The organism is Pseudomonas sp. 7-41 (genome assembly GCF_021233075.1).
GTDB classification, from domain to species: domain Bacteria; phylum Pseudomonadota; class Gammaproteobacteria; order Pseudomonadales; family Pseudomonadaceae; genus Aquipseudomonas; species Aquipseudomonas veronii.
The window spans coordinates 3,357,902-3,378,178 of sequence record NZ_CP089551.1; the positions used below are offsets into that span (position 1 = coordinate 3,357,902).

Here is a 20,277-nt window from a genome sequence, read left to right on the forward strand (position 1 = left end):
AGATCAGATGTAAGTGTCTGCGGATCAGTCGCAATACTTAACTGATTGAATTGTTTTTCAAAAAACATTTTTTCGCGGGTGTTTTCGTCGTTAAACGCCAAAGTGTTGTTCGTCGATGATATTGATGCGCCAGGAACGCGCTGAACCGTAACGGGAACATTTTATTGAGGAAGGTCAAGCCGCCGCGCCCCGTGGATGCCAGGATAAGGCCAACCTGGGGCAAGGTTCCCTGTAACCTCATCGAGTGTCGAGGCGGCCCATGATGCGAGCATTACGGTTACTGCTTGGCGGCTCCCGTCAGGCCGTGGATTCCCCGGCGCTGTGGAGCCGCGCATGATGGATGCCCCTTGCCCGGCGTTGTTGGTGCTGAATGCGGGCTCTTCAACCCTCAAGTTTTCCCTTTACTTCGTGGCGGCACCAACGGTCCATTGCCTGGGCAGCGGCATGATTGAAGTGCGCCAGGGCAGGGCAACGCTGGTGTATCAGGCCCCAGGATCCGAGGCCGAACATCAGGAGCAATGGCGCGCCGACAGTTGCATGGACGCAGTTTCCCTGGGCAACCTGATGCGTTGGCTGGGCAGCAACCGCCAATGGCAGATTGTCGGCGCGGCGCATCGGGTGGTCCATGGCGGCGCCCGTCGGGAAGTGGCTGCGCGGGTCGATAGCGCGCTGATCGACGAGATACAACGACTGATTCCAATGGCGCCCTTGCACCAGCCCTTGTGCCTGGCACCGATTCTCCATATGGCCCGCGAGCATCCCGACCTGCCTCAGGTGGCCTGCTTCGACACTGCCTTTCACCACACACTCGACCCGCTGGAAACCTTGTACGGCCTGCCCCGGGCACTGAGCGAGGCGGGCCTGCGGCGTTACGGCTTCCATGGTTTGTCCTACGAGTACATTGCCGGGGTCCTGGCGGATTACGACCCGCGCGCGGCGGCCGGGCGCACCTTGGTCGCACACCTGGGCAACGGTGCCAGCCTGTGCGCGATGCGTAACCGCATCAGTTGCGGCACCACCATGGGGTTTTCCACCCTGGACGGGCTGTTGATGGGCACCCGCCCGGGCAACCTGGACCCCGGCATCGTGCTGTACCTGCTGCGCGAACGCGGCATGAGCGCGGCGGCGGTCGAACACCTGCTGTACCATGAGTCCGGATTGCTGGGCGTCTCTGGCGGTGTGGCGAGTGACATGCGGACGCTGCTGGCCAGCCACGCCGAAGGGGCCGCGCAGGCCGTTGAGTTGTTTGTACGGCGTGCCGTCAAGGAGATCGGCGCGCTGGCCGCATTGCTCGGCGGGCTCGACGCGTTGGTGTTCACCGGCGGCATTGGCGAACATGCACCCACCGTGCGTGACGGGATTCTCGACGGTTGCGCCTGGTTAGGCGTAACCCGCAACCAGCACCCTCCCACCGGAGCCTGCCTGACGACGCCGGACAGCCCGGTATCGGCCTGGGTCATAGCCACTGATGAAAATGCAGTCATCGCTCGACACAGCCTGGCCTTGCTGCCGGCGCCGGCATCGAGCGAGGCGCTTTAGCCACTATCGCCTTGAGGTGTCGACGTGTATGCATTCCTGCCACGCGAACTGCCGAAGCAGTTGCGCGCATTGACCGAGCTTGCGCTTAACCTGCGCTGGACCTGGAACCATGCGCTCGACGAGCTCTGGAAAAGCATCGACCCGCAGCTGTGGGAGCGTACCCACAACCCCTGGTTGATACTGCAGAACACCTCGCCGCACCGGCTAGGAGAACTCTGCCGAGATGCGACGTTCTCGCAAACCCTCGCGCACGCCATCGAAGAGCATCGGCACTACCTCAGCGAGCCGGGTTGGTATGCGCAGCAGACAAGCGCCGGCGATTCCAAGCGGATCGCCTACTTCAGCATGGAATTCGGCCTGAGCGAGGCGCTGGCGCTTTATGCCGGCGGGCTCGGTGTGCTGGCCGGGGATTACCTGAAGACGGCAAGCGACATGGGCGTACCGGTGCTCGGGGTGGGGTTGCTCTATCAGGAAGGCTATTTTCGACAATCCATCGACGCGATGGGGCGCCAGCAGGAGGCCTACCCCTATAACGACCCCACCAGCCTGCCGATCCAGCCGACGTTTGGACAGGACGGCGCGTGGTTGAAAATCCCCTTGGCGCTTCCCGGCCGGACCCTGTATTTACGCGTGTGGCAGGCCATCGTCGGGCGTACCAGCCTGTACCTGCTCGACAGTAATGACCTGCTCAACGGCGCCAGCGACCGTGGTATCACCTCGAAGTTGTACGGCGGCGGTTCGGAGATGCGCTTGCTGCAGGAAGTGGTGCTTGGCATCGGCGGCTGGGCCACACTCGAAGCGTTGGCGATCAATGTCGATGTGTGCCACCTCAACGAAGGTCATGCTGCACTGCTGGTGCTGGAGCGTGCCCGGCGCTTCATGCATCAGAAGGGCACATCGTTCCAGGAAGCCTGGTGGGCGACGCGGGCAGGCAACGTGTTTACGACCCATACGCCAGTGGCTGCGGGTTTCGATGTGTTTTCCGCGGAACTGGTACTCAAATATGCCCGCGGCTATCTCGACGACTGCCGCCTCACCTCGCACGAGTTGCTGGCGTTGGGCCGACGCAATCCGTCGGACGCGGATGAACCCTTCAACATGGCTTTTCTGGCGCTGCGTGGGTGCGCTCAAGCCAATGGCGTGAGCCGCTTGCACGGCGAGGTCAGCCGACGGCTATTCAGCGATTTGTATCCCCGCTGGCCTGTTCAAGAGATACCGGTGGGGCATGTCACCAACGGTGTGCATGTGCCGTCCTGGGACTCAATGTGGTCCGATCATCTGTGGACCACAAGCTGCGGCAAGGAGCGTTGGCGCGGCGCAGTCGAGTTGCTGCCGGCGACGGTCGCCAACAATGACGACGAGGCCTTGTGGAACATGGCTGCCGAGCAACGGCGCGACCTGGTGAGCTATGCGCGCAAGCGCCTGGCCTGGCAGCTCGAGCAGCGTGGCGAATCGGCGCAGCAGGTGGCGGAGGGCGGGCAGGTGTTTGACCCCAACTGCCTCACGCTCGGGTTTGCGCGACGCTTCACCGACTATAAGCGCCCGAACCTGCTGCTGCACGACAGCGACCGCCTGGCGCGGCTGTTAACCAACGAGCAGCATCCGGTACAACTGCTCATCGCTGGCAAGGCTCATCCCGCCGATGAGCGCGGCAAGCAACTGATCCAGGCATGGCTCGACTTCGTGCATCGCCCGGGGCTGCGCCGGCATGTGGTGTTCCTGGAAGACTACGACCTGGAAATGGCCCAACACCTGGTGCAAGGCGTCGATGTCTGGATCAACACCCCGCGTCGGCCCTGGGAAGCCTGCGGCACCAGTGGCATGAAGGTGCTCGTCAACGGCGGGTTGAACCTCTCGGAACTCGATGGTTGGTGGGCACAAGCGTACCAGCCCGCCTATGGCTGGGCGATCGGGGATGACGCGCCGAGCGATGACGACGTCGACGCCGAGCGCTTGTACGGCCTGTTGGAAAACGAGGTCGTCCCCACGTTCTATTCACGCGATGCACAGGGTATTCCACGCGACTGGGTGCAACGCATGCGCGCCAGCATGTCGCAGCTGGGGCCGTACTACAGCAGCAATCGCATGCTGCAGGAATACCTGGAGCATCTTTACCAACCGGCGATTCAGGCGTTTCGACGCCGCCGCGAGGATAACGCGGCACTGGCGCGCACGCTCCATGCCTGGCAGAAGGCGTTGACGGCGGCCTGGGACAATATTCACTTCGGCGCGGTCGAGGGGCATCGCGATGGCGACTGCCTGTGCGTTCGCGTGCCGGTCTATTTGGGTGAGATCTCGCCTCTGTGGGTCAAGGTGGAACTCTATGGCGGCCTGTGCGACGAGTACCCCGCAGAGTGCTTGCTGATGAAAGCCGTCGATGTGATTCCGGGTGCCATCCAGGGTTATATCTATTCCATTTCGGTCGCCGCCACGCGCTCGCTGGAGCACTACACTCCGAGGGTTCGCGCCTGGCACGCGGATGCCTTTCTGCCAGCGGAAAACCCATTGATTGCGTGGCAGCGTTGAGCTGCGATACGCCTATTGTCAGCGAGCCAAACCGGGGTAAAGCCTGGCGGCCAACAGCAGAAGAACGGTGAACACCGAGAGCATCACCGCAAAGCTGGTGGTCAGGGCATACACACTGGTTCCACCGACAATCATGCCTGAGCGCAATGCATCGACCAGGTAGGTCAGCGGGTTGCACACGGCAATCACTTTCAACCAGCCGGGCATCAACTCCAGGGGGTAAATCGCGTTGGAGGCGAAAAACAACGGCATGGTCAGGACTTGGCCGATGCCCATGAAGCGCTCCCGGGTTTTGACGATGCAGGCGATGACCAGGGAAAACGTCGAGAAGATACACGAGCCCACGAAGACGCCAGCGGCCACTGTCAGGATCGGCATCAACTCCCAACGGATTTCAACGTGCAAGGCAATCGCCACCAGATAGACCACGGCCGCTTGCACCAGCCCGCGCAGGCCTGCGGCGAAGGCCTTGCCCATGATCAACGCGCTGCGGTGCGCCGGGGTGACCAGGAGTTTATGCACGATCCCCAGATCGCGTTCCCAGATGATGGCGATGCCGTAGAAGATCGCACTGAACAGGATGCTCTGCGCCAGAATGCCCGGGGCCATGAAGTCCAGATAACGCAGGTTACCGGTGGGAATGCCGCGCACCTGGCTGAAGACCTGGCCGAATACCGCCAGCCACAGCACCGGCTGGATGGCTCTGGACAGCAGCTCGGTAGGGTCGCGAATCAGCTTGCGCACCTCGGCGTCGCAGACCGCGAATGTCTCGTTGAGGTAACTGAGCAGGCGGTTCATCCCAACCTCTGGATCGCATCACGGCTATCGCGTGTGCCACGGTAATCGCCGCCTTGTTCAAGGCCGACGCCACTGAAATGCACGAAGACGTCGTCCAGGCTGGCATTTTCGCCGACTTGCGCCTTGAGCGACTCGGGCTTGCCGACGACGGCCAGGCGTCCCTGATGGAGGATTGCCAGTTCATCACACAACGTGTCGGCTTCTTCCATGTCGTGGGTGGTGATCAGGATCGTCGTGCCTTTCTCGCGCAAGTGTTCCAGGCGTTCCCAGACGGTTCGGCGTGCGATGGGGTCCAGGCCGATGGTCGGCTCATCCAGAAACAGCACTTGGGGGTTGTGCAAGGTGGCCTGGGCGATTTCCAGGCGACGGATCATGCCGCCGGAATAGGCACGAACCAGTTTTGAGGCCGTCGCCTCCAGGCCGGCGAACGCGAGCGCTTCTTTGACCCGGGCCCGGCGCTCGGCACCGCGCAACCCCTGCAACCGCGCCGAAAGGTTCAAGTTCTCGATGGCGGTCAATGCGCCGTCCGCCGAGAGCATCTGCGGCACGTAGCCGATATGGCGGCGCACCTCGACGGGTTGGCGCGCGATATCGAAACCCGCCACCGTCGCCGAGCCGGAAGTGGGGTCCAGTAAGGTGGTGAGCATCTTGATGGCAGTGCTCTTGCCGGCTCCATTCGGGCCCAACAGGCCGAATATGCAGGCATGCGGCACTTGCAGGCTCAACCCTTCGAGTGCCACGAAGTGATCGAAGCATTTGCGCAACTGGTGGGTGGCGATGGCAAAGGGTTCGCTGGCATCGGGCATGGTGGCTTCCGTAGGCTGGGGCGGGGACGCACGCCCTCGCTTTAAAATTTCTACACCTGCGCCATGGAAAATCATTGAGCTAAATCAACAACGCCAGGCTGAGGTGTCGTCTGTCGCAATGGGCGCTGTCCCACGCGGCAGCAAAGCGCATTTGTTGATAAAGATCAGAGGCCATTGGGAGCAACCCCAGATACTCGTGCGACTGACTTAACCGTCTTCCCGCACTCTCGACTCAACAAAAAGGAAAAGGATCATGGGCGCAGCCGCCATTTCCCCGCAGGCTGAACGTTTCAATCTGCCGGTCAGTGAATGGGTTACCTCGACTGTTGATCCGCTGGCGCTAGCGCCGGTTTCACCGGCCATTACCAGCGTGGCGGCGAGAGCCAAGGTCTTGTTCGTGACCTCCGAATTGGCCGGCCTCGTGAAAACCGGCGGGCTCGGCGATGTATCGGCGGCATTGCCCCGGGCCCTGCATCCCCTGCACGATGTGCGCGTGTTGATGCCGGGTTACCCGCAAGTGCTCAACAGTGGAAATCCGGTCCATGTGATCAGCGAGCTGGAGGGCCATGCGGCATTGCCGGCGTGCAAGATCGGGCGGATGGACATGACGGATGGCCTGGTCATTTACCTGGTGATCTGTCCCGAACTGTATGAGCGTGAAGGCACTCCTTACGGGGATAACAATGGCCGTGACTGGCCGGATAACCATATCCGGTTTGCCCGTCTCGGCCTGGCTGCAGCCGACTTCGCCGCAGGCGCGGTGAAGTGCCAGTGGCGTCCGGAGCTGGTACACGCGCATGATTGGCCGGCCGGCCTCGCGCCGGCGTACATGCGCTGGCGTGGGCAGGCCACGCCGAGCGTTTTCACCATCCATAACCTTGCCTATCAAGGCATGGTCAGCAGCGGTTCCCGGCGCGAACTGGGCATCCCCGAGCACGCGCTGGCCTCGGACGGTATGGAGTTCTACGGCAAGCTCTCATTGCTCAAGGCCGGCATGGCCTATGCCAACCACATCACCACCGTCAGCGCGACCTACGCCCGGGAAATCACCACGCCAGCATTCGGTTGCGGCCTGGACGGCTTTCTGCAGAGCAAAGCCGAACAAGGGCTGCTCAGCGGCATTGCCAATGGTATCGACGCCAGTTGGGACGCCGAAACCGATGAGCACTTGATCTGCCGGTTTGCCGCTAACGATTGGCTCGGCAAGGCGGTGAACGCCCACTATGTCCGTCAGTTGTTCAATCTCAAGCCGTCGACGGGGCCTCTGTTCGCGGTGGTATCGCGTCTGGTCTTCCAGAAAGGCCTGGATCTGACCATTGGCGTTGCCGGGCACATCGTCAGGCAGGGCGGGCAGATCGCCATCATCGGCCGTGGCGAACCGCAGGAAGAGGAGGCCGCACGGGAGCTGGCCCAGCGCTTCCCGGGCCAGGTCGGTGTGCTTATCGGCTTCAACGAAACGGATGCCCGGCGCATGTTTGCCGGCAGTGACTTCCTGCTCATGCCGTCGCGCTATGAACCGTGCGGCCTGAGCCAGATGTATGCGCAGCGTTTCGGCTCATTACCGGTAGCCCGTAATACCGGTGGGCTGGCCGACACGATCGAAGATGGCGTGAGCGGTTTTCTGTTCGAGGAACCCACCGTGGAAAGCTACGCGGCAGCACTGACGCGGGCGATCAAGGTGTTCGCCAACCCTGAACTGCTCAATGCAATGCGTTGCCGCGCCATGCGCAAGCCGTTCGATTGGCACCAAGCCATAAAGCCTTACAGCGCCCTGTATCTGCGATTGCTGAAGGCCAATCGGGTATCCCTGGCGGCCCCCTCACTCAATGGAGAGATATCGTGACCCATTCACAGCCGCACATTCGTTGGTTCAAGGACTTGGGTATCAACGACGTCGCACAGGTCGGTGGCAAGAACGCCTCGCTGGGAGAGATGTACCAGAACCTGACAGGCCAGGGCATCCGCGTACCCAACGGGTTTGCCGTTACTTCAGACGCGTACCGTTATGTCCTTGAGCACAACAAGGCGTGGGCGCCGCTGCATGCCGCGCTCGACGGCCTCGACCCCAACGACATCAAGGACCTGCAAGCCCGCGGCAAACGGGCGCGGGCGATTGTGTATGGCTGTACGCTGCCGGAAGACCTGAAGAGCGCGATACTGCACAGTTACGCCCAGCTCAAGCGCGAATATGGCAACAGCCTTTCACTGGCCGTGCGCTCCTCGGCAACCGCCGAGGACTCGCCGCAGGCGTCATTTGCCGGGCAGAACGAGACCTATCTCAACATCGCCAATGAAGATGCGCTGCTCGATGCCTACAAGCGTTGCCTGGCCTCCAACTTCACCGATCGGTCGATCCATTACAAATACGACAACGGCTTTGATTGCTTCAAAGTCGATCTCGCCGTCGTCATCATGAAAATGGTGCGCAGTGATCTCGGGGCCAGTGGCGTGATGTTTTCCCTGGATACGGAAACCGGCTTCAAGGATGTCGTGTTCATCAACGCCGCGTGGGGGCTTGGGGAGAATGTGGTGCAGGGCGCGCTGGCCCCGGACAGTTTCTACGTACACAAACCCAGCTTCGTCGCCGGTTATCGTGGCGTGCTCAAGCGTAGCCTGGGCAGCAAAGAAAAGAAGATGGTGTTTACCGATACCCTCAATACCGGGAACATCGCGCAGGAGTACACCGCGAATATCGAAACACCCGACGAAGAACAAACGCGCTTTTGCCTCTCGGACGGGGACGTGATGGTCCTGGCTGACTATGCCATCAAGGTTGAAAACCACTATTCGAGCAAAGCCGGTTTCTACAAACCCATGGACATGGAATGGGCGAAAGACGGGATCGATGGCCACTTGTATATGGTCCAGGCGCGCCCCGAAACGGTGGCCTCGCAGAAAAAAGGCAGCGTGCTGCAGATCTATCACCTCAAGCAACGCTCGTCAGTGCTGCTCAAGGGGAAGGCGGTCGGCACCCGCATCGGTGCCGGGAAGGCCCGTATCGTCAACGATGTGAAACAGCTCAGCGAGTTTCAACCGGGTGAAGTGCTGGTCTCCGAAGCCACGACTCCGGATTGGGAACCGGTGATGAAAACCGCCGCCGCGATTGTGACGAACCGCGGCGGACGCACCTGCCACGCGGCCATCGTGGCGCGGGAGCTGGGTATTCCCGCGATCGTGGGCGCCACCAATGCGGCAGCGACAATCAAAACCGGCGCCTTGTTGACCGTCAGTTGCGCCGAAGGCGAAATCGGAACGGTCTACGACGGCATCCTGGATTTTGATGTGGAGGAAACGGACCTCAGCCAACTCGGGCATCCCGACACGCACATCATGATGAACCTGGCCAACCCCGACCAGGCCTTCAGCCTGGCCTCGCTGCCGGTCGACGGTATCGGTCTGGCGCGCATGGAGTTCATCATCAATGAATGCATCAAGGTCCATCCGATGGCCCTTGTCCACCCGGAAAAGCTGGATGACGCCACCCGTGAAAAAATCGCCGTGCTGAGCGCCGCGCATGCGGACCCTACGGATTTTTTCATCAAGACCTTGGCCGAAGGCGTCGCCACCATTGCCGCAGCGGTGTACCCAAAACCGTGCGTGGTACGCATGAGCGACTTCAAGAGCAATGAGTACGCGACCCTGCTGGGTGGGCAGTATTTCGAGCCGGTAGAACACAACCCGATGATCGGTTTTCGCGGCGCGTCCCGATACAGCCATCCGGCTTATGCCGAAGGGTTTGCGCTGGAGTGCGCGGCGATGAAATGGGCGCGCGAACACATTGGCCTCACCAACATCAAGTTGATGATCCCGTTTTGCCGCACCGTGGCGGAGGGCGAAAGGGTATTGGCGACCATGGCCAACCATGGCCTGCAGCGCGGAGAACACGGGCTGGAGGTCTACATCATGTGCGAAATACCCAACAACGTGATCCAGATCGACGCGTTCGCCAAACTGTTCGACGGCTTCTCGATCGGTTCCAACGACCTGACCCAGTTGACGCTCGGCGTGGACCGCGACTCGGAAATCGTCGCCTTCGATTTCGATGAGCGCGACCCGGGCGTCAAGCAGATGATTCGCCTGGCGGTAGAAGGCGCCAAGCGTAACGGCCGACACTCGGGAATCTGCGGGCAGGCGCCGTCGGATTATCCCGAGATGGCGGAGTTTTTGGTGTCGATTGGCATCGACTCAATGAGCCTCAGCCCGGATGCGGTGCTGGCGACGATTCGGCATGTGCTGGCGGTGCAGACGCAGCGGTTACCGAGCGATGAGGCCGACCGGGGCAACATCGGCACGTGAGGCCTTTCACGCAAGGCCTTCGTCTCGCAATGCTTTGCGCACCGCAGGACGCACCTTGACCCGGTCATACCAGGCCCGGAGGTTATGCAAGTGCTCGAAGTGGATGTCGGCCTTGTAATAGCTGGTCAGCCAAGAGGCCTGGCCCCAGCCGGTCAATGCGAACAGATAGGCATCCGCCACCGTGAAGGCATCGCCCATGAGGTATGGACGGGTACTCAATTGTTCGTCGATCCAGGCGAAGCGCTTTTCCAGCTTTGGCTTGGCAGTCTCGACGTATTGACCTGCGAGTGTGGCGTACAACAGCGGAATGTAGCCCTTGTGAATCTCAGACGACAGGAAGCTCAGCCATTCCTGAAGTCGGTATCGATCGAGGGTGCCATGAGCGGGAACCAGCCCAAGCGCCGGCTTCAGGTCGCCCAAATACTGCACGATTGCCGGGCCTTCACGCAGGAGCGTGCCATCGTCCAGCTCGATGGCGGGTACGTAGCCCAGACGGTTGACCTCGAAGTAGTTGGCGCCCGAGTCGGTAAGGTGCGTCTTGTGATCGACCTTGATCAGCGTGGCATCGAGACCCAATTCATTCAGAACGATGTGGGGCGAAAGCGAGCAAGACGCGGGGATGTAGTACAACTTCATTGGCAAACTCCAGAACAGGGGGGAGCGCTGTCAATCCAATGGAGAGCGCGCTTCAGCTGATTCTAGATGCCCGGTATAAAATAGGAAGAACGCACTATTTTGTAGTATAGGTACAAAAAATATACCTACACCCGGCCAGGACTCTGACTATGAAAGACAACATCTCTGGCTGCTCGGTCGAAGAAGCGATGCGTTTGTTGGGTGGCCGCTGGCGCCTGCTTCTTGCGTCCTACCTGCTCGATGGGCCGAAGCGTTTTAATGCGCTGAGGCGCGACATTCCGGCTATTTCACAACGCATGCTGACCCTCGACTTGCGCGCCCTTGAGCAAGCCGGGCTGGTCAAACGGACGGTATTCCCCACCGTGCCCGTGACGGTTGAGTACGAACTCACCGTGGACGGGCGACGATTGGAACCGGTCGTTGCGGTAATGAAAGAGTTTGGGCTGTGGGTCAAGAGTCGCCCATGTGAGGTGATACCGGCGCCCCATCAGCCCGTTGTGTCTTTGGAAGACCCTGTTTGATATTTACTGGTAGGACATCCAATTGCGTTCCCTCTAGGCCTGATCTAGGCTGCACCGAAAGTCAAATTGCCAGCATTGAGCAGAGGGAGACAGGATGCAGACCTCTAACCGGTTAAAACAGGCCACTGGAAGGCTGAGTGCTATCGCTGGTGGCTGTGCTCTATCAGCACTTGTAGGCGGGTTATCATTGATGATGTCCGGCTGTGCGGTCCCGACTGCAACGGCTCATCTCTATCAGATCCAACCAAAACCAACCGCGGTTGCCGATCAAAAACTCCTCGACACGGCCACGCTCCTGCAAGCGCGGATCAAAGCAGGAAACGAGCTGGCAGAGTTAAAAAAACCGCCAGCGACGGACGAATCGATCAAGGCTGCAAAAAGTAAGTTCGACGCCGCCGACCTTCAATACAAACACGCCCTGGATGATTTGAAAAACGCCCGCGCCAGCCGCGTTACGGCCGATCTTTTCAGCACCGACAACACCCACGCCATTCGCAAGCCTGACAGCAACGGCAGTGGCGGCGATGTCTTCGCGGTGTACCTGACGGACGCCTACTTCAAGTACCTCAAAGACTTCGGTGGGGTCAATGAGGTGCTGATCGTTGCCGAATTCACCGAGGTGGGGAATGACGAAAAAACCGAAACCATCACTAAAGTGCTCGGCCCTTATCTCGGCGTCGCCGACGGCGCCAACCCTCCGATTTTGAACAAGCTGCTGTATGGCCCCAAGAAGCTAGACTCCGATCATTTGTCAATGAAGCTGACGGTGCTGGAATACGATCAAGGCGAGAATGAAGACACTGCCGCCTTTCTCGATTTCATCGGTTCTGCCAGCAAGACATTATCGCTGGCCAACCCGGTTACCGCTGCCGAGCAGGTGTTCGCCAAGGAAGTTGCCAAGAGTCTGCTAGCCCTGAACAAGGACGACGTGGTGATGCAAATCGACATGGACATGGTTGCCCGCCCGGCGGATGCCACGGCTGGTGAAAATGGCGCGATGCTACCCCTCAACCCCGGTAACTACGTGCTGATCAACCAGGAGCGATGCGCGCCGGCCAATTGCTATTTCTACCTAACGGGCAGGGGTAATCAAGAAAACCCACTGGCCTGGATCGGCGATTCGCTGATGCTGATTCCTACCGCCATCCGGCGCGGTTGGACTGACACGCCGGATCGGGCATCCCTCCAGGATATCGATTTAGGGGCAGACGGCATTGAGCCAGGCAACCATGGTTTACGTAAAGGCAGTGAGTTGTTCAAGGACAAAACCTGGCTGTCATTCTCCGTGGTCAAGGGCGGCGACGCTGGGCTGTGGGGCCGTCGCCGTGCATTGATCGAGGCGGAGCAGGCCGTGCAATCCATTAACAAGAAAAGCACCAGCGCGTTATTGATGAATGCAGGTTACGAACGTGCCAGGACCGCCCTGGATACCGCGCAAGCGCTGGAGCTGACCGGCCGCAACGGGATCTCCTTCGTATCGCCGTTGAACGACAAGGGCGAGTTTGCACCCAGCGCCACCACCAACACGTCGTTCTGTCTGAGTCACAACAAACCAGTCAATTCGCCGACCTATCGGGTATTCAATCTGGAAGATACCCCCCCTACAGAGGTAAAAGGCTTGACCCTTGTCAGCGTCAATGGGTCAACCAATCTGGCGTGTTTCAACTATGCCGCGAACACCCTTCACAAGGGCCGGCATCAACTGGTCGTCACCAGTTCGGGAGAGATGATGCCGGTGATCCAGAGCGTGCCATTTGTAGTGGTTCCTTGAGGCCGCGGCCATGGCGATGAACAAGCAGCAACTCAAGGAGTTAGGGCGCAAGGTCGCTGTGGCTCAGGGAAACGCGTTCATCAAGGAACTGCTGCGCGATAGCGGCGCCCGGATCGGCGCCACCAAGGAGGACTTCGCTAACAACCTTGATAGCGCCATTGAAGAGGACATCATCACCCAGGACAAGCTCGAGGCTTGGCTTGCGCAGGTTGAAGGCTGGGGCGACCAGCATCTCTACTTGTTCCAAGTGCCCGATATCGAGGCCGTGGCGCTCGCCTCGGGAATCGCTGCCAGCCCGTATGCGGGTGTATTGGGCGCGGGGGCGAGCCTGGATTTCCCCAAGGGACTTGAACTCAAACATATTGGCCTGGGGCAGGCCGGGCTCTCAATGGAGTGGCATCAGAGCAGGGAAGGCTGGAATCGCTGGACACCTAAAGACTACATCGTGGCGGAGGGACTGCAACGGTTCCGGTTCGAGGCTTATCGTCAACGCTTTGATCGTAGCGTGGTGCGCTTTGAGTGGCATTTTGCTGAGAATTATTGCGCGATCCTGATTCATCGCAATCCGGATATAGATCATGCGGCGGTGCTGAAAGAGGTCGATGCAGTATTGTGGGCCATCGGTTGCCCGGTTGTGCCCCTTGTGCGGATCTCGCTCAGCCAGGCGGTCAAAGTGGCCGCCAGGGATGACAAGGGGGTGCATTCGACACGCTACGAACTCGACAGTGGTTATGTGGAGATGGCGTCGACCCTTGCCGAAGGCGGCATTGAATCCGTTGCCGCCGTTCGCGGCGTTCTCCACGCAGTGGACGCCAGTCAGTTCGATAGAGCCCAAGGTATGCTTCATTTTGTCCCAGAGGAACACGGTACAAGTCGTCGAATCGTCGTGCAGGTCTATGGCAGTGAAGGCCGACTGAGGATCTTGGCGCAATGCAAGCGTGAGGATGTATTTAGAGTGGTTGAGATTTTGTGGGATTACAATAGCCAATCATGACGCCTTTTGAAGCGCAAGAACGTCGCTGGGAGGCGGAAATCAACCGGCGCATGGGGCAGGGCGATGGTCTGGAGTTCACCCTCGCACACTTCGCAAAATCCGTGGGCGCCGACGCCAACGATCCTGCGCTGATATCCTTTTTTAACAATCTTGTGAGATCAACGGCGGCCAGGAGAATCGAGGCTTGTCGTTGCCCGTTATGCGCCAGCGTGCTGCCCGCGGATACAGTCGAGACGCTTGCAAGTTGCCCCTACTGCCAGGCAGATTTTCAGCAGGAGGGCGTCGAGATTACCGTCGAGTATTTCTATCGACTCGAGGGCGCCAACAGTCGCGACATCCGGTGGGTCATCGTCATCCATGGCATGAACAGCCGCGCGCCATGGCAAGAAGAGTTCAGTTGGCAAATAGCCAATCGACTACGTTATTCGGCTCCGGTGCTCATCTATAAATACGGTTGGGCAACCATCGACGTGCTGATAACGCCACTCCATCGAAGGTTGGCAAGACGGCTGGGCGACAGAATCAGAATTGCGATCAAGCAGGCGACCGGCAGCGAGCGCCCGTCGAAGCCGGACATCATTGCGCACAGCTTCGGCACTCGATTGTTTTCGTTGATTCTGGAGGATCCAGATTTCCAAGACCTCGAATTCGGGCGCGTCATCACCGCCGGTAGCATCGTGCGGCCTGATTTTGATTGGAGCAGCCATATCGAGTCAGGGCGGGTGGAGGCCGTCATGAATCATGTCGGAGGCAAAGACTCAGCCGTGCCGCTGGCTCAATACACCATCCCGGGAGCGGGCCCAGGCGGCAAAGTGGGCTACGCATCCATGAGCACACTCAACGTAAGCAACCCCCAGTTTGGCCACTCGGATTTTTTTGTTCCGCAGAATTTACGCACGCAGATAGCTGAAGGTGGATTGTGGTACGACTTCCTAACCCGCCCACTCGCGCATTTCAGACCACACGGGGCTTTTGTACCCGCGCTTAAATGGCAGCCCGCATGCTGGCCGGTACGAGCGTTGATACGGACATTGCTTTACGTGGTTTTTTGCGTTGCGGGCCCGTTGTCGTGGCTGCGTCGTAAGATTGATCCATAGTGGCTGGGGTAGGACAGACACTTTCGCGCAATCGCCGCACCAAATCTTCGCGCGTGAGTATGTCCTCTGCCTTGAAAACCACCGACAATGTCATTTCAACATCAAGGCTTGGAGCACACGATGTATTTTCACTCGACACGCCCTCATCCGAATTGGGGCGCGGGTTTTATCGCGACCCAACTGAATCGCCAGGGCGCCAACTTTGATGCCACCGCGTATCGCTGCGAAGATCCGACGCAGGTGCTTGATCTCAACCTGAACTGCAGGATTGCAGAGGTTCCCAGCGCATTGGCGCCAGCCTTGGTTGCCCTAAGCATGGGTTTTTCACAAGCCGTGCTCACAACGTTCATGCGTCAGGCCGAAGCCCGGCTTGAGGATATTGACGCGCTGCGGATCTGGGATCGCCCGGATTGGTTCTTGTTAACTGCGTCGGGCACGGCGCTGACGGCTTCCGAATTGACCGTGCGCCTGGTTGAGGCAATGGCTGCCTGCCCGATCCAAGCCTACCTCATGGAAAAGTCCCTACGTTCCACGCAGTTCAAACCCACAACCATTGCGGCCTTGCTTCACAGTGAGAATCCAGCGCTCTGGACGAGCACGCGGTTGGGCGGCGACCGGGAAACCTTGCTCCCGCTGATGCCCATCAACATCAGCGTGCCCCATCGCTTTTCAAATGTGATGGATATCCCGAACCACAACTGGACTGACTTCATCACCCGGTCCGGGATCTTGAACCTGGATTACATCCGGAAGGTCTACGGCCTGGACTGGTTTTATGAAGCCTTGCTGCTTGAGCTGACGGAAACCGGGCCGGATACGCCAAGCGCCATTCTGAGCCATCTTGAGTACCTCACTGACGAGCAACAGGACGGCTTCATCACCGGGCTGCTCAACGCCGTATTCCTTGATCTGAATGAGAATACACCCAAGGTCCAGGCCTGCGATCTGATCGCGCGCGATGTCGATAAACGTGCGCTTCTGGTCACCCTTCAGGGAGTTATGTCGGAACTTGTCCAAGATGAATGGGAGTGCTCGGTGATCACTGCCATCAACTACCTGCCTGAAGAATACGTAAAAGATCCTGGACTGATTTCACGCGATCCATTGTTCAGCGCCCTTCATGACTCGGACCGTCTGCTGGAGCGATTCTGCGACGAGTTGCTGGATATTCGACAGCAGGCGTTTTGCTTGGCCGACTTTATAGCGATGACGAATCTGGCAAAGCTGACTCGGTTTTCCTACGACATGGTAGGGATCGATACGCAAAAAGTCCTCGGCCACGTGATCCAAGGCTGCCTGTACTTCCTCGGCTCACAGTGTGACTACTTCTGCGATTCATCCTCGAGTAAAGCCGGCGTCGATTCGCTGGTGATTGAAGGGTTCAGGGACTTTACCTACTTCTTTATGACCAATGAAAACAAGGTGTTTGACCTGAACTTGGACTTCTCCCAATTCACCGCGTATGAATTGCTGATTCTGCGCCTGGCGTGTGTCAACACCCGCAAAATGCCGCCGCTGCCGGACTTTGCAGTCGAGGCATTGGAGCGTTTCTGGGCTGATTGAAACCCTAACCGATCCCTTAGAGCGACGCCCTGGCAACCAACGGGCAATCGACTGACTGGGCTCCCGATACCTCGACGGCGTCGATCAGGTGTCGGGCGGCCCTGCGACCGATCTCGTAGTACGGCAGTTGTACCGTTGTCAGCGGTGGGATGAACAGTTCGGCGATACCGATCATATTGTCGTAGCCGAGCACGGCGACATCATCGGGGATTTTCAGCCCGCGGCCCAACAACACCTGGTAGGCACAAAAAGCAATCCGGTCGTTGCCACAGATCAGAATGTCGAATTGGGGGCGACCCTCGATGATGTGCCGGTCGAGGATGGTCGCGGTTTCACCATAGGCGTCATGATCGGAAAGGTCATATTGCAGGAGTGCCTCAGGCAACAACCCGAATGCCTGACAGGCACGCTGCAGGCCTTTTTGCCGCAGCCCCCACGCCAGGCTCTGTTTTGGGAGATTGATCAACAGAGGGCGCCGATAGCCTTGGCTCAAGGCGTGATGTACGGCTCGATACTGCCCCATTTCATCGTCGGGCACATAACTGACCAGGCGGCTGTCATCCGCCAGGCAATTGGCAAGCACCAGGCGGGTGCTCTTCAATCGCTCGGGAATGCACACCTGGCGCAGCCCCATGGCGCTGAAGATCAACCCGTCGGGACGGTGCGATAACATCAGGTCGATGTTCTGGTCGGTGGGCGGGTTGCTTAACAGGTTGAGGATAAATACATTCCAGCCGGCTTGCTGCGCGGTCTGTTCGATGGACAGCAGCAGTTCGACGGCGAACGGGGTTGTCGCGGTGTCCAGCGCGAAGACGCCGATGGTTCGAGTCTGGAGGTTGTCGCCGCGAATCCTGCGCGCCGACAGGCTGGGCACGAATTGCAATTCGTCGATGGCGCGGCGCACCCGTTGATAGGTTTCGGGGCTCAATTTTTCCGGGTTGTTGAGCGCTCGGGAAACCGTCATCAGGGACACGCCGGCTAGCTGTGCAACGTCTTTCACTGAAGTCATGCGAAGCGAGACCGGTCAGGTTGAGGCCGAATCATGACACATGGCCTGCGCTTCTCGCGACTCGAATGACACGGTTCATAACCATCCCGAGGCGAGTGGCCATGCCTTGGGAATGGCGACACGCCCACCACTCCCGCTTGCAAGGAGCTTCACCCCCAGACTGCCAGGCTGCGGGTAGAGGCGACTGCTCAGGCTGAAGCTGCCGTTTTCGTCGAACACTTCAATGGACGAGCGATCGAGGAACACCCGCAGTGCCAGTTGCCCTTGTGTCGGGTCTATCGCCACGCTGCGCTGGCCGCTGACTTGCGCGCCCGAGCGGCTGCGGTCAAGAACCAGGCGCTGCAACGCCGCATCGTAGTAGAGCAGGGTTTGTTCCTGGCCATCGTCGCTGCAACGCAAGGCGACTCCCAAGTGGCCGTCGGTGCAGCCGAGTAAATCCAGATGCACATGGATTTCCAGCATATCGCCATTCACTTGCGGCACCCAGCGGCTTCCCGACGCCTCCCACCACGCGGTAGCCGGCAGCAGCGTCCCGCGCAGTGCGGTGAGTTCCCGGGCCGGAAACATGCGCAGGCGATCGGCACACAGTTCAAGTTCGCGTGGCAATCCGAGCATGCCGCTCCAGTGATGCGCCTGGCTCGGCATCGGGCTTTCCCACATGTCGAGCCAGGCCCAGGCAAGACGCCGACCATCGGCGGCCACGAGGGTCTGCGCGGCGTAGAAATCGTGGCCGTTATCCAGCTCGATAAACGGCCCGCCGGTGAAGTGCCACGCGCTGTCGAGTCGGCCCACTCGATAACCCGTCTGGTATTTGTTCAGCCGTTCGTACCCTTGGGCAAGCATGCCTTGCGGGGAATACAGCAGCACGTCGCGTCCGTTCAGTCGAAACAGGTCCGGACACTCCCACATATAACCATCGCCGTCGCTGCCCGCGGCAATATAGTCAAGGAACTCCCAGGTGTGCAGATCGGTGGAGCGGTACAACGGAAGCAGCGGCCTGTCGCCCAGGCGTGCGCCGGCAATGAGGTACCAAGCGTCATCCTCCTTCCATACCTTGGGGTCGCGAAAATGCATGATGTTGTCTTGCGGCGCGGTCTCGATGACTGCGCCATGCTTGACGAAGCGGATGCCGTCGACACTGGTGGCCAGGCACTGGACTTGACGGATCGAGCGTTCGTCGCCCACTTCCCCAAGCCAAGTGTGCCCGGTATAGATCAGTGCCAAGGTATCCCCACACACCACTGCGCTACCGGAAAAACAACCGTCACGGTCGCACTCATCACCGGGCGCCAGCGCAATGGGCAGGTGCTGCCAATGAACCAGGTCGGCACTCTTGGCGTGCCCCCAATACATCGGGCCCCATTTCGCTTCAAATGGGTAATGTTGATAGAACACGTGATATTCGCCACGAAAGTACACGACCCCGTTCGGGTCGTTCATCCAGCCGGCCGGTGGCGCAATATGATAGCCGGGGCGATAGTCGTCGACGACGCGAGACGCACCGTCATGCAGTGCGCGCTGCGCAAGGTCAAGGGCTGAAGGCATTGGCTGGCTCAGGGTATTCAAGGACAAAGTCATAGGGCGCGTGCTCGGAATGAATGCAGAGCGACGTCATCGGGCAGGTGTTCGGCGGCGGCCGGATGGCGTTTCAAGGCGGTGCCGTCGGCGTCGAACAGGTGCAGGTTGTCAGTGTCCAGCTGCAGCTCGACCCGATCGCCCACCTGCCATCCGGCGTTGACCTCGCAACGGCAGATCAGGGGTTCGTCCTGACCCGATTCGAGGTGTACATAGGTTTCGCTGCCCAGGTATTCGACCCCGGTCACGACGACACCGCTGGCGCCCTCAGCCGCTTTGAGCGACAGGTGCTCCGGGCGAATCCCCAGGCTCAGCTGCGCGTCTGCCGGCAGGTTCGAGCTGTCGAAGGGCAGGGCAGTCATGCCCGCTACAGGGGTGTCGATCAGGCTGGTTTTGCCTGGGGCATGCAGGCGCGCCGGCATAAAGTTCATTCTGGGCGAGCCGAGAAAACCGGCGACAAAGCGGCTGGCCGGGCGTTCATAGAGTTCGCGCGGTGAGCCGACCTGCTCCACGCGGCCGCCGTTGAGCACGACAATTTTGTCGGCCAGGGTCATCGCTTCCACCTGGTCGTGGGTGACGTAGATCATGGTCGAGCCCAGTCGAGCACGCAGACGGGCGATTTCGTTGCGCATCTGCACCCGCAGGGATGCGTCCAGATTGGAAAGCGGTTCATCGAACAACAGAATGTCCGGCTCCCGCGCCATGGCTCTGCCCATGGCCACACGCTGACGCTGGCCTCCGGACAGTTCCTTTGGTTTGCGTTGCAGCAGTTTGTCCAGTTGCAGGATCTGCGCAGTTTTCAGCACGCGCTCGCGCAAGCTGCTCTTTTCCGTCTTGGCCAGTTTGAGACCGAAGCTGATGTTGTCGTAGACACTCATGTGCGGGTACAGCGCATACGACTGAAACACCATGCCGACGCCGCGCTCACGCGGTTCCAGGTCGTTGACCCGTCGTCCGTCGATCAGCAGGTCGCCGCCGCAGATCGAATCCAGCCCGGCGATCAGTCGCAGCAGGGTCGATTTTCCGCAGCCCGAAGGGCCAACGAACACCACGAACTCGCCCGCGGCAATCTCCAGGCTGACGTCGCGAAGAATCCGCGCGCCGCCCAATTGTTTGTTCACGTTGTCCAGTTTCAATTTGATCACG

General features: G+C 59.7%; 15 protein-coding genes. 9 read left to right on the top strand and 6 right to left on the bottom strand.

All coding sequences use genetic code 11. The annotated features are described in order from the left end of the window. The first annotated feature begins 333 nt into the window (after window positions 1-333). Complete coding sequence (locus tag LQ249_RS15030) at window positions 334-1,539, top strand: acetate/propionate family kinase (RefSeq protein ID WP_201022240.1); 1,206 nt, start codon at window positions 334-336, stop codon at window positions 1,537-1,539. Window positions 1,540-1,563: 24 nt separating this feature from the next. Continuing rightward, the gene (gene glgP / locus LQ249_RS15035; protein WP_232565564.1) at window positions 1,564-4,065 is read left to right on the top strand and encodes an alpha-glucan family phosphorylase; all 2,502 of its coding nucleotides are present in this window, start codon (window positions 1,564-1,566) and stop codon (window positions 4,063-4,065) included. An 18-nt stretch (window positions 4,066-4,083) separates the two neighbouring features. Here glgP and LQ249_RS15040 read toward each other — a convergent pair whose 3' ends face one another. Both LQ249_RS15040 and LQ249_RS15045 read right to left on the bottom strand, forming a co-directional pair. Then, complete coding sequence (locus LQ249_RS15040) at window positions 4,084-4,863, bottom strand: ABC transporter permease (RefSeq protein ID WP_169850537.1); 780 nt, start codon at window positions 4,861-4,863, stop codon at window positions 4,084-4,086. Then, a complete protein-coding gene (locus LQ249_RS15045) occupies window positions 4,860-5,669 on the bottom strand; it encodes an ABC transporter ATP-binding protein (RefSeq protein WP_057004103.1) in 810 nt (269 codons plus the stop codon). Before LQ249_RS15045 ends, LQ249_RS15040 begins: the two co-directional genes overlap by 4 nt. A 250-nt stretch (window positions 5,670-5,919) precedes the next feature. On the opposite strand from LQ249_RS15045, the gene glgA reads away from it, so the two are divergent. Both glgA and ppsA read left to right on the top strand, forming a co-directional pair. Beyond that, window positions 5,920-7,512: a glycogen synthase GlgA gene (glgA, locus tag LQ249_RS15050; RefSeq protein WP_057004104.1), complete on the top strand. Its 1,593-nt coding sequence runs from the start codon at window positions 5,920-5,922 to the stop codon at window positions 7,510-7,512. Continuing rightward, window positions 7,509-9,965, top strand: a complete 2,457-nt coding sequence (gene ppsA / locus LQ249_RS15055) for a phosphoenolpyruvate synthase (protein ID WP_232565565.1) — start codon at window positions 7,509-7,511, stop codon at window positions 9,963-9,965. The genes glgA and ppsA overlap by 4 nt, the downstream gene beginning before the upstream one ends. Before the next feature lie 6 nt (window positions 9,966-9,971). Here the strand turns inward: ppsA and gstA are convergent, their stop codons facing one another. After that, complete coding sequence (gstA, locus tag LQ249_RS15060; RefSeq protein ID WP_046383405.1) at window positions 9,972-10,601, bottom strand: glutathione transferase GstA; 630 nt, start codon at window positions 10,599-10,601, stop codon at window positions 9,972-9,974. 149 nt (window positions 10,602-10,750) lie between these two features. On the opposite strand from gstA, the gene LQ249_RS15065 reads away from it, so the two are divergent. The 5 genes from LQ249_RS15065 (at window position 10,751) to LQ249_RS15085 (ending at window position 16,547) form a co-directional block, all read left to right on the top strand. Continuing rightward, the gene (locus LQ249_RS15065) at window positions 10,751-11,122 is read left to right on the top strand and encodes a winged helix-turn-helix transcriptional regulator (protein WP_177030144.1); all 372 of its coding nucleotides are present in this window, start codon (window positions 10,751-10,753) and stop codon (window positions 11,120-11,122) included. A gap of 94 nt (window positions 11,123-11,216) precedes the next feature. Continuing rightward, window positions 11,217-12,893, top strand: coding sequence for a hypothetical protein (locus LQ249_RS15070; RefSeq protein ID WP_177030145.1), 1,677 nt, complete (start codon window positions 11,217-11,219; stop codon window positions 12,891-12,893). Window positions 12,894-12,903: 10 nt separating this feature from the next. Continuing rightward, complete coding sequence (locus tag LQ249_RS15075; protein WP_177030146.1) at window positions 12,904-13,887, top strand: hypothetical protein; 984 nt, start codon at window positions 12,904-12,906, stop codon at window positions 13,885-13,887. Beyond that, on the top strand, window positions 13,884-14,984 hold the full coding sequence (locus LQ249_RS15080; protein WP_232565566.1) for a hypothetical protein: 1,101 nt from the start codon (window positions 13,884-13,886) through the stop codon (window positions 14,982-14,984). Before LQ249_RS15075 ends, LQ249_RS15080 begins: the two co-directional genes overlap by 4 nt. Window positions 14,985-15,104: 120 nt before the next feature. After that, window positions 15,105-16,547: a hypothetical protein gene (locus tag LQ249_RS15085; protein ID WP_232565567.1), complete on the top strand. Its 1,443-nt coding sequence runs from the start codon at window positions 15,105-15,107 to the stop codon at window positions 16,545-16,547. A 16-nt stretch (window positions 16,548-16,563) separates the two neighbouring features. On the opposite strand, the gene LQ249_RS15090 is transcribed toward LQ249_RS15085, so the two are convergent. The 3 genes from LQ249_RS15090 to LQ249_RS15100 all read right to left on the bottom strand — a co-directional run bounded on the left by LQ249_RS15090 (window position 16,564) and on the right by LQ249_RS15100 (window position 20,276). Next, window positions 16,564-17,556, bottom strand: coding sequence for a LacI family DNA-binding transcriptional regulator (locus LQ249_RS15090; protein WP_046383407.1), 993 nt, complete (start codon window positions 17,554-17,556; stop codon window positions 16,564-16,566). A 75-nt stretch (window positions 17,557-17,631) separates the two neighbouring features. Then, complete coding sequence (locus LQ249_RS15095) at window positions 17,632-19,134, bottom strand: glycoside hydrolase family 32 protein (RefSeq protein ID WP_232565568.1); 1,503 nt, start codon at window positions 19,132-19,134, stop codon at window positions 17,632-17,634. Continuing rightward, entirely contained in the window at window positions 19,131-20,276 is a 1,146-nt protein-coding gene (locus tag LQ249_RS15100; protein WP_232565569.1) for an ABC transporter ATP-binding protein, read from the bottom strand. The genes LQ249_RS15095 and LQ249_RS15100 overlap by 4 nt, the downstream gene beginning before the upstream one ends. Between the last annotated feature and the right edge of the window lies 1 nt (window position 20,277).